This window comes from Sphingomonas flavescens (assembly GCF_030866745.1).
Lineage (GTDB): Bacteria > Pseudomonadota > Alphaproteobacteria > Sphingomonadales > Sphingomonadaceae > Sphingomicrobium > Sphingomicrobium flavescens.
This window is the reverse complement of sequence record NZ_CP133016.1, coordinates 2,010,497-2,024,423: the sequence shown is the minus strand read 5'-3', so window position 1 is coordinate 2,024,423 and position 13,927 is coordinate 2,010,497. Positions and strand designations below refer to the sequence as shown.

At 62.3% G+C, this 13,927-nt stretch carries 10 protein-coding genes; 3 read left to right on the top strand and 7 right to left on the bottom strand.

The window, feature by feature from the left end; translation table 11 throughout:
• Positions 1 to 2,445 (top strand): tetratricopeptide repeat protein, encoded by a 2,445-nt coding sequence (locus tag QU596_RS10360; RefSeq protein WP_308515437.1) that lies wholly within the window; start codon positions 1 to 3, stop codon positions 2,443 to 2,445.
• A gap of 179 nt (positions 2,446 to 2,624) precedes the next feature.
• On the opposite strand, the gene lepA is transcribed toward QU596_RS10360, so the two are convergent.
• Entirely contained in the window at positions 2,625 to 4,442 is a 1,818-nt protein-coding gene (gene lepA, locus QU596_RS10355; protein WP_308515436.1) for a translation elongation factor 4, read from the bottom strand.
• A 134-nt stretch (positions 4,443 to 4,576) separates the two neighbouring features.
• On the opposite strand from lepA, the gene QU596_RS10350 reads away from it, so the two are divergent.
• Entirely contained in the window at positions 4,577 to 5,377 is an 801-nt protein-coding gene (locus tag QU596_RS10350) for a CsgG/HfaB family protein (protein WP_308515435.1), read from the top strand.
• Between the two features lie 73 nt (positions 5,378 to 5,450).
• Here the strand turns inward: QU596_RS10350 and QU596_RS10345 are convergent, their stop codons facing one another.
• Complete coding sequence (locus QU596_RS10345) at positions 5,451 to 6,053, bottom strand: FxDxF family PEP-CTERM protein (RefSeq protein WP_308515434.1); 603 nt, start codon at positions 6,051 to 6,053, stop codon at positions 5,451 to 5,453.
• Between the two features lie 300 nt (positions 6,054 to 6,353).
• Here QU596_RS10345 and QU596_RS10340 point away from each other — a divergent pair, with 300 nt between their 5' ends.
• A complete protein-coding gene (locus QU596_RS10340; RefSeq protein WP_308515433.1) occupies positions 6,354 to 9,164 on the top strand; it encodes a M16 family metallopeptidase in 2,811 nt (936 codons plus the stop codon).
• On the opposite strand, the gene QU596_RS10335 is transcribed toward QU596_RS10340, so the two are convergent.
• Genes QU596_RS10335 through QU596_RS10315 form a run of 5 tightly spaced genes read right to left on the bottom strand, consistent with a single transcriptional unit; the run spans position 9,161 to position 13,875 of the window.
• A complete protein-coding gene (locus QU596_RS10335) occupies positions 9,161 to 10,765 on the bottom strand; it encodes an AMP-binding protein (protein WP_308515432.1) in 1,605 nt (534 codons plus the stop codon). The two genes, QU596_RS10340 and QU596_RS10335, sit on opposite strands and share 4 nt — an antisense overlap.
• Positions 10,762 to 11,157, bottom strand: a complete 396-nt coding sequence (locus tag QU596_RS10330) for a RidA family protein (protein WP_308515431.1) — start codon at positions 11,155 to 11,157, stop codon at positions 10,762 to 10,764. The genes QU596_RS10335 and QU596_RS10330 overlap by 4 nt, the downstream gene beginning before the upstream one ends.
• Entirely contained in the window at positions 11,154 to 12,302 is a 1,149-nt protein-coding gene (locus tag QU596_RS10325; protein ID WP_308515430.1) for an acyl-CoA dehydrogenase family protein, read from the bottom strand. The genes QU596_RS10330 and QU596_RS10325 overlap by 4 nt, the downstream gene beginning before the upstream one ends.
• Positions 12,302 to 13,111 carry an enoyl-CoA hydratase family protein gene (locus tag QU596_RS10320; RefSeq protein ID WP_308515429.1) on the bottom strand — a complete coding sequence of 270 codons (810 nt, stop codon included), beginning with the start codon at positions 13,109 to 13,111 and terminating at the stop codon, positions 12,302 to 12,304. Before QU596_RS10320 ends, QU596_RS10325 begins: the two co-directional genes overlap by 1 nt.
• Positions 13,108 to 13,875: an SDR family NAD(P)-dependent oxidoreductase gene (locus QU596_RS10315; RefSeq protein WP_308515428.1), complete on the bottom strand. Its 768-nt coding sequence runs from the start codon at positions 13,873 to 13,875 to the stop codon at positions 13,108 to 13,110. The genes QU596_RS10320 and QU596_RS10315 overlap by 4 nt, the downstream gene beginning before the upstream one ends.
• Positions 13,876 to 13,927 lie beyond the last annotated feature (52 nt).

Sequence of the window (13,927 nt, the reverse complement as noted above, 5' to 3'; positions counted from 1 at the left end):
TTGGAGACTCTCGTGTCGGGTCAGGCTGCTCTTTACGCGGTAAAGACGCCAGATGGCTATACGATCATGAGGCTTGACGAAGAGCCTGTGAATTGTGCGCCTAAAGAGCTGCGATACTTTTTCGCCGGGTGTAATGATGTCAGGTCAGTTTCTTTCCGTAGTCATCAAGAAGCTCAGTTGGCCACAAAAAGAGCGTGGGCGGCTGACCGCGCGCTTCTACTCTTTCTATTTTTGATTGACCCTGCAGACGGCCTAGACGACGTCGAAGAACTCGTGACGACGCTAGCCGAACTTCTCGAAGATCAAAGGGTCCGTCGGGACGTCGAAAACAGATTATATGCTCATGAATTACCTACCCAGATCCAATTCTCCAGGATTACTGAGCTGATCCGGCAGTCCGACCTAGTATCAAAAATTTTTCTAGAATTTAGTAACCATCAAGCATCGATAGTGCGGGTGCGTCAATCGTATGACGCCATCCCAGATGATCTATTTGACGAATTTGAGAGGGATACTTTACTTCAAGAAGCGATCGATCGAGGCTTGATCTACGATCTTGTAAGAGCTGCTGAAACGGAAAAAGGAATAGAGAGCGTTCTCTTCGATTTATATTTGAAGCTTAAGAGCTATCCTAACTCTAGACGAATAATCAACGAGTGGACCTCAAGTTTCAAGCGAACACCGAAGATCTCATTCAACTGGGATGAGTTACGAGAAGCTCCAGCATATCTCGAGGGCAATGGCCGCACTCAGGTCGACCGTAAGGCCTACGAGCGCGTGATGGCGCAGCAGCAGAGCATTATCGAAAAAATACAAAAGGGCGATCTGGACAGCGCTCGTAAGTTTGCGGCCGATCTAATCCAATCGCAGTCACGTGAAAGTGAGCCGGAACACTTGGCAAAGTCGCTGAGCAAGCTCAGCAAAGCAGCTCGCGACCTTCAGGCTTTTGAACTCAGCTTGGAGTGGGCGCAACTATCTACGACCGTGAAGCCCGACGATCCATGGTCATACGGCCACCTAGCTGAAGCCTTAGTGCATTTTGGGAGATACACCGAGGCTCTCAACAGCATCGAGCAGATAGAGGCGTTCGGAGATGAGGCCTTCGCCGCAACCCTGCGCGCTAGAATTTTGCGTTTGCAAAACAAACCGACCGACGCACTAGAAGCTTACAAGTCAGCGCTAGAGAAATATAAAGGCACGCCAGAGGAGCCTTACGCATGGGCCGGCGTTGCTGAGTCATTGCGAGATCTCACCCGCTTCGAAGAAGCGCTGCAAGTTTACTCTACCGCGAAAGCTGCCTTCCCAGATGAGCCCGGCATATGGTGCGGCTATGCGGCAACGTTGGTCGATATGGGACGGCTTGAAGAGGCTCTCCACGAATATCAGCAGGTAGACAACCTACACGGCGGCGTGGTCCCTAAAAATGGGATAGCCTCGGTGCTAACCGCTTTCGGCCAGCTGGGAGCAGCCGAGGAAATATACCGCGAAGTTATAGAAGCTTATCCCTTCGATCTAATCAGCCGAAACGGGTTAGCGTCCTTGCTACGCGAACAAGGCAGGATTGAAGAAGGCGTTCAGCTCGCTCGAACAATAGTCGCGGATTTCCCTGAAAGTGCCGAAGGCCTTCGGACATTAGGTGATAACTTGCTAGCTGATCGAAGATTTGAAGAAGCTTCATCAGTTTTCAAGGAAGGCGCAGACAAGTTTCCTTACAACGGCTACTTCTTGGCTGCGTTAGCGCGTGTCGAGCGAGATCGAGGTAATTACGAAGCCTCTCTCGCGGCACTTGAGAGAGCAAAAACATATTTTCCAAACAACTCTCGAATTGAAGTCAGTCGGGCAGCTATGTTCAGAAGGCTGGGTCGGGTCGAAGAAGCTCTGGCAATTTACCGAAAAGTTCTGGGTCAAAACCCACACGCTCGATTTGCTCAAAATGCGTACGCGAGTATCCTGATATACAAAGGCGAATTTGATGAAGCCTTTGGGCTGCTAGACTGTGATAATCCTACATCGAAGCATGAATGGCGAACGTTCCTACTGAGGTCCATCCTAGATCTCCGGACGGGCCGTCTAGAAGACGCTCGGGCCAGGGCGAAGTGGGCACTTGAGCACGTTCCCTTTCATAGAGAACGAAAAATGTTCGCTGCGACTCTGGCCTCGCTAGAAATTCGAGCAGGCCGCCCGAACGACGCGGCCTTAGTCAGTACTGAATGCGCTGGTGATGTGACGACATTGTTTCGCTTCCACGCTCTTGCATCAAATGGTCAAAGCCTTGACGCGCGCGGACTCTATGAGATTTTGAAAGAGCAATTCGTCCCTGAACCGTACGTCGAAATGCGCGAGGAAATTGCCAGCGTCTACGGAATCTCAGATAGGCGTCAAACTCACAATAAGCAGTGGATTTACGAACAAGAAACGAAGCTACTGCTGCTGGAAGCGGCATAGCACGGAGACGCCATCCCAGTCCGCTTACTCCTCCCCCATCCTCAGCGCAGCGATAAACGCTTCCTGCGGGATGCTGACGCTCCCATATTCCCGCATCCGCTTCTTGCCATGTCGGCTTCCGTCAGTCCCCCGGACTGACCTGCAGGCGCCATTTCTGCTTCTCAAACGCAAAAAAGCGCTCAGGCGTCGTCGCCCATGCGGAGCGCCGCAATAAACGCTTCCTGCGGGATCGACACGCTCCCGTACTCCCGCATCCTTTTCTTCCCCTCTTTCTGCTTCTCCAGCAGCTTGCGCTTGCGGGTGGCGTCGCCGCCGTAGCATTTGGCGGTGACGTCCTTGCGCAGGGCCGCGATGGTTTCGCGGGCGATGACCTTGCCGCCGATCGCGGCCTGGATCGGGATCTTGAAGAGGTGGCGGGGGATCAGGTCCTTCAGGCGCTCGCACATGCCGCGGCCGCGTGCTTCGGCATTGCCGCGGTGGACGATCATGCTCAGCGCGTCGACCGCCTCGTTGTTGACGAGGATGCTCATCTTGACGAGGTCGCCCTCGCGGTGGCCGATCTGGTGATAGTCGAAGGAGGCATAGCCGCGGCTGATCGATTTCAGGCGGTCGTAGAAGTCGAACACCACTTCGTTGAGCGGCAGCTCGTAGCGGAGCATCGCGCGGGCGTGGCTGCCGGTGCCGACGTAGCTGAGGTCGCGCTGGATGCCGCGGCGGTCCTGGCACAGCTTCAGGATCGCGCCCAGATATTCGTCGGGGACGTAGATGGTGGCGTCGATCCACGGTTCCTCGATCAGCTCGATCCTGTTGGGGTCGGGCATGTCCGCGGGGTTGTGCAGCTCGATCGTCTTCGCGTCCTCGTTCTTCGAGTGGCTGAGGTGGATGCGATAGACGACGCTGGGCGCGGTGGTGATGAGGTCGAGGTCGTATTCGCGGGTCAGCCGCTCCTGGATGATCTCCAGGTGGAGGAGGCCGAGGAACCCGCAGCGGAACCCGAAGCCGAGCGCGGCGCTGGTCTCCATCTCGAAGCTGAACGACGCGTCGTTGAGGCGGAGCTTGTAGAGGCTGTCGCGGAGCTTTTCGAAGTCGTTGGCGTCGACGGGGAACAGGCCGCAGAAGACGACGGGCTGGACTTCCTTGAAGCCGGGCAGTGCCTCCGCGGCCGGCCGCTTGGCGTCGGTGATGGTGTCGCCGACGCGCGTCTCCGCGACTTCCTTGATCTGCGCGGTGATGAAGCCGATTTCGCCGGGGCCGAGCTCGGCCAGCGCCTCGATCTTGGGGCGGAAGCAGCCGACGCGGTCGATGAGGTGCGTGGTGCCGGCCTGCATGAATTTGACCTGGCTGCCCTTGCGCAAGCTGCCGTCGATCACGCGGACCAGGATGACGACGCCCAGGTACGGGTCGTACCAGCTGTCGACCAGCATCGCCTTCAGCGGCGCCTCGCGGTCGCCCTTCGGCGCCGGGATCTTCGCGATGATCGCGTCCAGGATCTCCTCGATCCCGATCCCCGTCTTCGCGGAGGCCAGCACCGCCTCGCTCGCGTCGAGCCCGATGATCTCCTCAATCTCCTGCCGCGCCCCCTCCGGATCCGCGGCAGGAAGATCGATCTTGTTGATCACCGGCACGATCTCGTGGTCGTGCTCTATCGACTGATAGACATTCGCCAACGTCTGCGCTTCGACGCCTTGGGCAGCGTCGACGACGAGAAGCGCGCCTTCGCAGGCGGCCAGCGAGCGCGAGACTTCGTAGGCGAAGTCGACGTGGCCCGGCGTGTCCATCAGGTTGAGCTCATAGCCCTTCCAGTCGAGGCGGACGGTCTGCGCCTTGATGGTGATCCCGCGCTCGCGCTCGATCTCCATGTTGTCGAGCACCTGCGCGCTCATCTCGCGCGCGGTTAGGCCGCCGGTTGTCTGGATCAGGCGATCGGCGAGCGTCGACTTGCCATGGTCGATATGCGCGATGATCGAAAAGTTACGGATTTTGCTGAGGTCGGTCATTTGAGGCGCGCGCTAGCAGAGGGGTCGGCGCGTGTCAGCACAGGCGACGATGTGCCGCGAGTGGCAAGAAGTGGCGGTTTCTGCCGCGTTTAATTTTTGATAAATGGCCGCCCATTCAGACAAGGGGGTCTAACATGTTCAAACACGCGTTGCTCGCGGGCGTTGCGCTCGCGCTTGGTTCAACTCCGGTGGCTGCTGCGCCGCTATTTGGGGGCGGGCAGGCCAAGGCGAGCTCGGGCCGCAATGAGCAGTCGCAAGGCATGGCTGAGATTCCGGTCTGCACGCGGCGGCTCGGGACGCTCGCTATCGTCGAGCCGGACAAGCAATGGTGGCGTGAGCTCAACCTCGGCAGCCCGGAGGCGATCATCAAGGTGTTTGTCCAGAGATCCGGTTGCTTCACCATGGTCAACCGAGGCGGCGCGATGCGCAGCCGGGCCATGGAACGCGCGATGGCCGAACAAGGCGAGCTCCAAAAGGGCTCGAACATGGGCAAGGGTCAGGTGAAGGCGGCGGATTACTTCCTGCAGCCCGACATCGTGACCGCGAACCAGAATAGCGGTGGCAGCGGCGTTGGCGCGGCTGCCGGCGCGCTCGGCGGTTTCTTCGGTGGCTTCGGCCGCACGGTCGGCGCAGTCGCGGGCGGCATCAACGTCAAGAAGGGGGAGGCGAACGTCACGCTGTCACTCGTCAACGCCCGCACGACCGAGGAAGAAGCGCTGACCGAAGGTTATTTCCGCAAGCGTGACCTCAGCTTCGCGGTGGGCGGCGGTGCAGGCTGGTGGGGCGGTTTCGCCGCGGCCGGCGGCGGCGGCTACGAGAACACCGAGATCGGGCAGATCATCGTCCTGGCCTACCTCGATGCGTACAAGAAGATGGTGACCCAGCTGGGTGGCTATACGCCGGTCCCGGCCACTGTTCCAGCACCCCGGCGGTAAAGCCAGGGACGCAAAAGAGCGGCCCCGGAAGTCATCCCGGGGCCGCTGTTGGAGGCCTTAGAGGCGACTGGCCTTAGGCGACTTGGGCCAGCACCGTCCGGCGACGACGCATCATGAGACCGGTCGCGCCGAAGCCGAGAAGCATCATTGCCCACGTGGCGGGCTCAGGGACTGCCGGCCGGATGGTGACGTTGCCGGTGAACGATCCGTTACCCGGACCCGTACCGTTGACCGTCAAACGATAATTGCCAGCCGCAAGCTGCGTCGGAGCGAGATAAAGGGTCGTACCCGCGGGCGGAACCGGGCCGGTGCCAACGAGCAGGCTGAATACGGCTCCCGTGGTGCAACCCGTGAAGTCTGCGGCGCAGCCCAGGAGCTGCGTCATCGTGCCGCCGCTGAACGTCACGCCCGGCGAGCTGGTGCTCGTGGAAACGGAATAGATGCCAGCCAGCGTGTTGTTCAAAATGAACGACGACGTGAACGACGTATCCGTGATCGGGTTGAGACCGAAGTTGATCGTGGTGACGCCGTCCTCAACCTGAACAGACCCCGGGGCGCTCGGGTTGGGATTATTAAGGTTGGTGACCGTCCCGGCGTTGACGACGACAGCCGCATTCGCGCCGGACGAGAGTGCAAGAGCCGCTGCGGACGCAGCAGCCATGAAGAGTTTACGCATAAAAGGACCTCCGCCAGTAAGTATTGTTGCCCAAAACCGGGTGGTTAACGGGTCGTTAAGCGCGTGGTTCCGTCTGGCGTAGAAAATAAATTTACTAGGTAAAAACCGCCAAAGACCGGACGCGGGCGATTTCCAGGTCGGGATCGTTAACTTTAGACGTGCAGCCGGGTTCCAGTGCTCCGGCATGCCGAAGCCCCGGGCAGTTCGTCGAAAAGTGGTGAGGAGGACCGTTGCACCCCGGGGACTGCCGGGTAAGGTGCCCGCCCCGCCCTACGCGAAAATGCCGGAGATTGCAGACTGATGCGTACCGTTAGCCGCCTTGGCCGCCTCACGCTGCTGGCCACTGTATCCTTCTTTGCCGCGCCCGTTCTCGCTGCGGCGGGAGGATCGGTCCCGATCCCCGGCTTGGTGAAGCAGGTTACGATCCCGCACACGACGTTCAAGCTGAAGAACGGCCTGACGGTCATTGTCCACGAAGATCACAAGGCGCCGATCGCCGCAGTCACCGTCTGGTACAACGTCGGCGCAAAGGATGAGCCAGCCGGCAAAACCGGCTTCGCGCATCTGTTCGAGCACCTGATGTTCAACGGCACCGAAAACCTGCCCGGCGACTACTTCACCTATCTGCAGCAGATCGGCGCAACCAACTACAACGGCACCACCAACAACGACCGCACCAACTATTTCGAGACGGTTCCGACGGGCGCCCTCGAGCGGGCGATGTTCATGGAAAGCGACCGCATGGGTCACCTCCTGGGCGCCGTGACCCAAGGCGTCATCGATAATCAGCGAAGCGTCGTTCAGAATGAGAAGCGGCAGGGCGACAGTCGTCCCGGCGGCCTTGTCCAGTATCAATTGTTCGAGAACCTGTTCCCGGTCGGTCACCCATATCACCACACGGTCATCGGATCGATGGCCGACCTCGACGCGGCCAGCCTCGCCGATGTGAAGCAATGGTTTCGCGATAAATATGGTCCGAATAACGCAGTGCTGGTGGTCGCGGGCGATGTGAAGCCGGCCCAGGTTCGCATGCTTGCCGAGAAGTATTTCGGGCCCATCTCCGCCGGCCCCGTGAACCGCCCGGCTCAAGCGGCGGTGCCGACGCTCAGCGCACCCAAGACGGTCGCGATGAAGGATCACGTTGCGACGGTGATCATTCAAAAATATTGGACCGTGCCGGGCCTCCTCGACAAGCGTCTGGCCGCCCTGGATATCGGCGGCTCCGTACTCGGCGGGCTCGCCAGCTCGCGTCTCGATCGAATTCTGGTACGCGATGAAAAGATCGCAGTCGGGGTGACCGCCGGCCTGACGCCCCTGCAGCGGGTGGGACTTTTCAGCGTCAGCGCCGTCGTGAAGCCAGGCGTTGATCCATCTCTGGTCGCCAAGCGCCTCGACGAAGTCGTCGCCGATTATATTGCGAAGGGCCCAAGCCAGGACGAGGTTCAGCGCGCGGTGATGAGCGAGGTTTCCGGCCGCATCCGCGGGCTGGAGCAAATCGGCGGCTTCGGCGGTAAAGCGGTGACGCTGGCCGAGGGCCAGACATTCGCGGGCGACAGCGATTTCTACAAGCGCACCTTGGCGTCCTACGCCGCGATCACGCCGGCGGCGGTGCGCACGCAAATGCAGCAATGGCTGCGGCGCCCGGCCCTCACAATTACGTTGTCGCCGGGCGAGCGCGATGCATACACCGAGGCCAAGAGTGTGACCGCGGCGGTCAAACAGGGGGCTGCGAAGGATGCCGGCGCGGCCAAGGGCAATCGCCCACTGCCGCCGGTCGGCCAGACCGCCAGCCTGCAGTTTCCGACGATCGTCCACACCAAGCTGTCGAACGGCATTGCCCTCGAATATGCGCAGCGGACCGCCGTGCCGGTGACCCAGGTTGCGCTCGCCTTCGACGCTGGCGTGGCCGCCGACGATCCCCGGTCGCGTGGCCTTGCGGACATGACGATGAGCCTGCTCGACGAAGGCACCGGCAAGCTCACCAGTCAGGAGTTTGCGGAAAGCGAAGAGCGGCTCGGCGCGGACGTCGGAACATCGAACGCCGGTGACCGGTCCTACGTCACCCTGAACGCGCTGTCGCCAAACCTCGCGCCCTCGCTCGACCTCATGGCCGAGGTCGTGAAGGATCCGGCATTTCGTGAAACGGATATCGATCGTATCAGGGCGCAGACGCTGACGGGGATCAAGCAGCAGCAGCAAGATCCGACGCGGGTTGCGGGCCGCCTTCTGCCGTCGGTCCTGTACGGCGTGAATCACCCCTACGGCGGCGCGCCCGGCGGCGACCCCGCGGCGATTGCCAAGATCGGCCGCGCGGACCTCGTCGCGTTCCGCGATCGCTGGCTGCGACCGGACAACGCCAAGATCTTCGTAGTGTCGGATCGACCGCTCGCGGAACTTCAGCCGCTGCTAGAGGCTCGCTTCGGTCAGTGGACACCCCCGGCCACTGCGAAAGGCATTAAGACCTTCACCGCACCGCCATCTCGGCCGACGTCGCCGAAGATCCTGCTCATCAACCGACCGGGCGCGCCGCAGTCGAGCATCGTTGGCGGCCAGCTGCTTCCGGTGAACCCGAAGGGCGACATCGTGGCGCTCGACTTGGCCAATGATGCGCTGGGCGGCAACTTCCTGTCGCGCCTCAACATGGACATCCGCGAAGCGAAGGGCTGGTCCTACGGCGTCAACGGCGACTTCTCGGTCAGTGAACATGCGGTCCCCTATATGATCTCGGCGCCCGTGCAGGCTGACCGCACGGGGGACGCGCTAGCGGCGATGAAGGTGGACATCCAGCAATTCCTGACCACCAGCGGCGTGACCCAGGAAGAGCGCGACCGCGTGGTCGCCAACAGCGTCAATGGGCTGCCCGGCCGCTTCGAAACGGGCACGGCGCTGCTCGGCGCGATGATGACAATGGACGTGCTCGACCGGCCCGACGATTACTATCAGACGCTCGCTCCGCGGTATCAGTCGCAGACGACAGCTTCGCTGGACAAGTCCATCCGCGCGACACTCGATCCCAAGGGGTTCACCTGGATCGTGGTCGGCGACGCCGCGAAGGTTCGCCCGCAGCTGGAAAAGCTCGGCATGCCGATCGAAACTGTCGAGGCGCCCTAAGCGTCGGCGACGGGCGGATTGTCGCGCAGTCGGTTGCGCTTCAATTTGCCTGTCGCGGTCTTCGGCAGTGCGTCCACGAACTGGATTTCGCGCGGGTATTTATAAGGTGCGATCTGCGCCTTCACATGCGCCTGCAATTCGGTGGCCAGAGATTCGCCGGAATCCGCATCCGCAGCGGTTACGACGAACGCCTTCACCTTCTGGCCCCGCTCGGCGCAGGGGACGCCGATGACGGCGCATTCGGCCACGGCCGGGTGGGACAGCAACGCATTTTCCACTTCCGGAGCGCCGATGTTGTAGCCGGAGCTGACGATCATGTCGTCGCTGCGGGCGAGGTACCAGAAGTAGCCGTCAGCGTCCTTGCGATAGGTGTCGCCCGTGACGTTCCAGCCATTCTCGACATAGTCGCGCTGTCGCGGGTCATCGAGGTAACGGCAGCCAGTCGGCCCTTTGATTGCCAACCGCCCCACGCCTTCAGTCATCGGCTCGCCGGCTCCGTCGAGGACCGTCGCTTCGTAACCTGGTACGGCCTTGCCGGTTGAACCAGGGCGAATATCGATGCCAGCAGCCGACACGAAAATGTGCATCATCTCGGTCGACCCGATGCCGTCGGTGATCGAGATGTCAGTGCGGTCCTTCCACGCCCGCCACGTCGCTTCCGGAAGATGTTCGCCGGCGGAGATGCAATAGCGCATTGTTTTCAGCGCATCGTCGAGCGCGGGCTGCGAAAGCATGGCCTTGTAAGCGGTCGGCGCCGTGCCGAGGTGGGTGACGCCGAATTTTGCGATGGCGTCGAGCATCTTGTCCGGCGCTGCCTGTTCGAGCGTGGCGGCCGCCGCGCCGAAGCGCAGCGGGAACATCGGGGTAATGCCGAGCCCGAAGGTAAACGCCATCGGCGCGCTGGTCAGGAAGATGTCGCCGGGCTTCGGATCGATGAGATGTTTCGCGAAGGTGTCGCACGGCGCCAGCACGTCGCGATGAAACTGTACGCAGCCTTTCGGCACGCCGGTCGTCCCACTGGTGAACGCGATGATACATGGATCATCGCGGCCTGTGTTTGCTGGGGGCAGCGCGGAGAGACTGGCGCATCGCGTCTCAAGTTCGCCGCGACCATAGTCCCCATCATATCTTACGATGTGCTTGACGCTATGTGTCTGCTCGACCGCGTCGCGGAAGTCGCCGATGTAGCGGCTATCGACGATGGCGTGGCTGATCTGCGCCCGGTCGATTACCATCGCGATCTCGCCTGGCCGGAGCAACGGCATCGTGGCGACTACTACGCCACCCGCCTTAAGCACGCCTAGCCAGGCTGCGAACATCGTGTAGCAATTGGGCCCGCGCAGCAGCACGCGATTGCCCGGGATCAAACCTTCCTCCTTAACCAGCAGCCGCGCGATGCGGCCGCTGAAGTCGTCGAGGTCGGCGTAAGTCCAGCGTCCGCGGTCGTTGACGACGGCAGGCGCCTCAGCCGCACCGCCTTTCAACAATTCGGCGGCCGCGTTCAGTCGTTCGGGATATTGCAGTTCGGGCAGGTCGAAACGGAATTCCGGCAGCAGCTCCGGCGGCGGCAATCGGTCGCGGACGAAGCTGTCGGTGGTCACTCGTCTTCGACCACCGCCGTGGTTTCGATCTCCACCTTGGCCGCGCTCTCGACCAAGCCCTTCACTTCCACCAGTGCCATGGTCGGATAGTTGGGGCCCATCAGCTCCTTCCAGGCCGCGCCGATCTCGTCGCGCGAATTCACATATTCGTGACGGTCGATGACGTAGCACGTCATGCGCACGATATGCTGCGGCCCGGCCCCGTCCTCGGCGAGGATCTGCAAGGTATTGCGCAGCGCCTGCGCGAACTGGCCGTGCAGCGTGTAGTCGGGAAAACTCTCGTTCTTGTCCCAGCCCACGACGCCGGCCGTGAAGATCATCCGCCCGCGCGCGGAAATACCATTGGAATAGCCCTTGGGCCGCGGCCAGCCGGCCGGCTGCAGAATCTTCATGCTACCGCTCCTTTCAGCAGGTCGCGCGCGATGATCTGCCGCTGCACCTCGCTCGCACCCTCGTAGATGCGGAGCGCGCGAATCTCGCGATACAGCTCTTCGACCTTGACCCCGGACGTGACCCCAGCGCCGCCATGCATCTGCACCGCGGCGTCGATCACCTCCTGTGAGGATTCCGTGGCGTGAAGCTTGGCCATGGCGGCGGCGCGGCGATGGTCGGTGCCACCCGCATCCTGCTGCCAGGCTGCGCGGTAAATGAGCAGAGCAGACGCATCGACTGCCAGCGCCATGTCGGCAAGCTTCGCCTGCGTCACCGCGTTGTCCGATAGCAAGCCGGTGCCGAGCCGCCGCGTGGTCGACCAGCGGATGGCCTCGTCCAACGCACGTCGCGCAAAGCCAAGGGCTGCAGCGCCGACTGTTACCCGGAAGAGGTTCAGCGTTTCCATCCCAATACGGAAGCCTTCGCCCGGCTCGCCGATGATCGCGTCGGCCGGCAGCCGCACGCGATCGTAGTTCAGCCGGGCCAGCGGGTGCGGCGCGATCGCATCGATGCGCTCCTCGACGGTGACCGCGCCCGCCGGGACGATGAACGCCGAAAGTCCGCGCGACCCCTCGCCTTCGCCAGTGCGGGCGAAGGTCACGTAGAAGTCGGCGATTCCCCCGTTGGAGATGTAGGTCTTCTCGCCGACCAGCACCCATTCGTTGCCGTCGCGCATGGCCGACATGCCAAGATTCGCGGCGTCCGATCCGCTGCCGGGCTCGGTCATCGCGAAGGCAGCAATCGCCTCCCCGGATGCGACCTTGGGCAGCCACTCGCGCTTCTGCTCGACGGTGCCGAACAGCGAGATCGCGCCTGATCCGAGGCCCTGCATGGCGAAGGCGAAATCGGCGAGGCCGAGGTGCCGCGCGAGAATCTCCCGGCACAGCGCTAGACTGCGCACGTCGGGCCGTGTCGTGCCGTCGGAAACCGTCAGCTTGAGGAAGCCTGCGTGACCAAGCTCCGCAACCAGCCCGCGGCAGGCGCCGTCGACATCCGTCGGATGCGCATCCTGCAGCCATTCCTCGCACCACCGTTCGAGCCGGGCGGCGAGATCGCGGTGGCGCTCCTCGAAAAACGGCCAGGCGAGGAAGCTCTTGTCGGCCATCAGTCGCCCGCGAACACCGGGGTCTGCTTCGCGGCGAAAGCGTCGTAGGCGCGCTTGAAGTCTCGCGTCTGCATGCAATGCGCCTGCGCCCGCGCTTCCATTTCGATCGCCTCCTCGATGGTGACGTTCCATTCGGCGTCGAGCTGGCGCTTGGTGATGGCGTGGGCGACGGTCGGACCAGTCGCGAGCTGGCCCGCGAGCTTCGCGGCTTCATCTTGCACATCGTCGACGATCCGATTGAAGAAGCCCCAGGCGAAACCTTCGTCGGTCGTCATCGTGCGTCCGGTGAACAGCAGGTCCGCCGCGCGGCCGTGACCGATGAGACGCGGCAGGATCGCGCAGGCGCCCATATCCGCACCGCTCAGCCCGACACGCGTGAACAGGAAGGCCGTCTTCGTCCCGGGCGCGGCTAGCCGCAGATCGCTGGCCATGGCGATGATCGCCCCAGCTCCCGCACACACGCCATCGATCGCGGCAATAATCGGCTGCGGGCAGGCACGCATCGCGCGGACCAGATCCCCCGTCATCCGCGTGAACTGCAGCAGTCCGCCGGCGTCCATTTTCGTCAGCGGGCCGATAATCTCGTGCACGTCGCCGCCTGAGCAGAAGTTGCCGCCAGCGCCGCGCACAACGACAACTTTCACCGCCCTGCAATGGTCCAGCGCGCGGAAGGTGTCGCGAAGCTCGTCATAGCTTTCGAACGTCAGCGGGTTCTTCCGCTCAGGCCGGTTGAGCGTGATCGTCGCGACCCCATCCTCGAAGGCCCAGAGGAAATGCTGGGGCTGGAAGGATGCGGGGTCGAAGTTCACGCGCTGGTCCCGCCGTCGAGCGTGATGGCCGCACCATTGATGTCGCGGCTGAGCGGCAGGCAGAGCATCGCGATCACGTTGCCGATCGCTTCCGGATCGACCAACCGGCCGCTCGCATTCATGTTGGTGATCGCCGAGCGCGCATCGGCGTCGCTGCGTCCCGTGATCTGCGACACGCGCGCCACCGACTGGTCGGTCATCGGCGTATCGACATAGCCGGGACAGACCGAATTCACGGTTAGGTTGGTCTTGGCATATTCCGCCGCGAGACTGCGCGACAGGCCGAGTAGCCCGTGCTTCGATGCCGCATAGTGCGCGGCATAAGGCACGCCGCGGAGGCTCGCCACCGAGGCGACGAACACCAGCCGCCCGTTGTCGCTCTTGAGCAGGTCGCCGATCGCCGCGCGCGAGCATTCGAACGCAGCGGTAAGGTTCGTGCCGATGATCCGGTCCCAGCCATCGCGCGTCATCTTGTGAAAGGGCACGCTCTCGGCGATCCCGGCATTGACGATCAGCAGGTCGATCGGCCCGTTCGCCCCGCGCGCCTCGTTGAAGGCAGCTTCGATCCGCGCGCTATCGGTCACGTCGCACTGGATCGCCGTGCCGCCGAAGCTTTCGGCCACCACCTGCAGCGGCTCGAGCCGGCGTCCGAGCAGCGACAGTTTCGCCCCGGCCGCGCTGAGGTGGGCGGCCGCGGCAGCGCCGATGCCGGTGCCTCCGCCGGTGATTAGCGCGTGGCGTCCAGCAAGCGGCAGGTCTGGCATTTCTCGCTCCCTCTCCGTGACCGCATTTGGCTCAACCGCCCGCAGGTGGCAA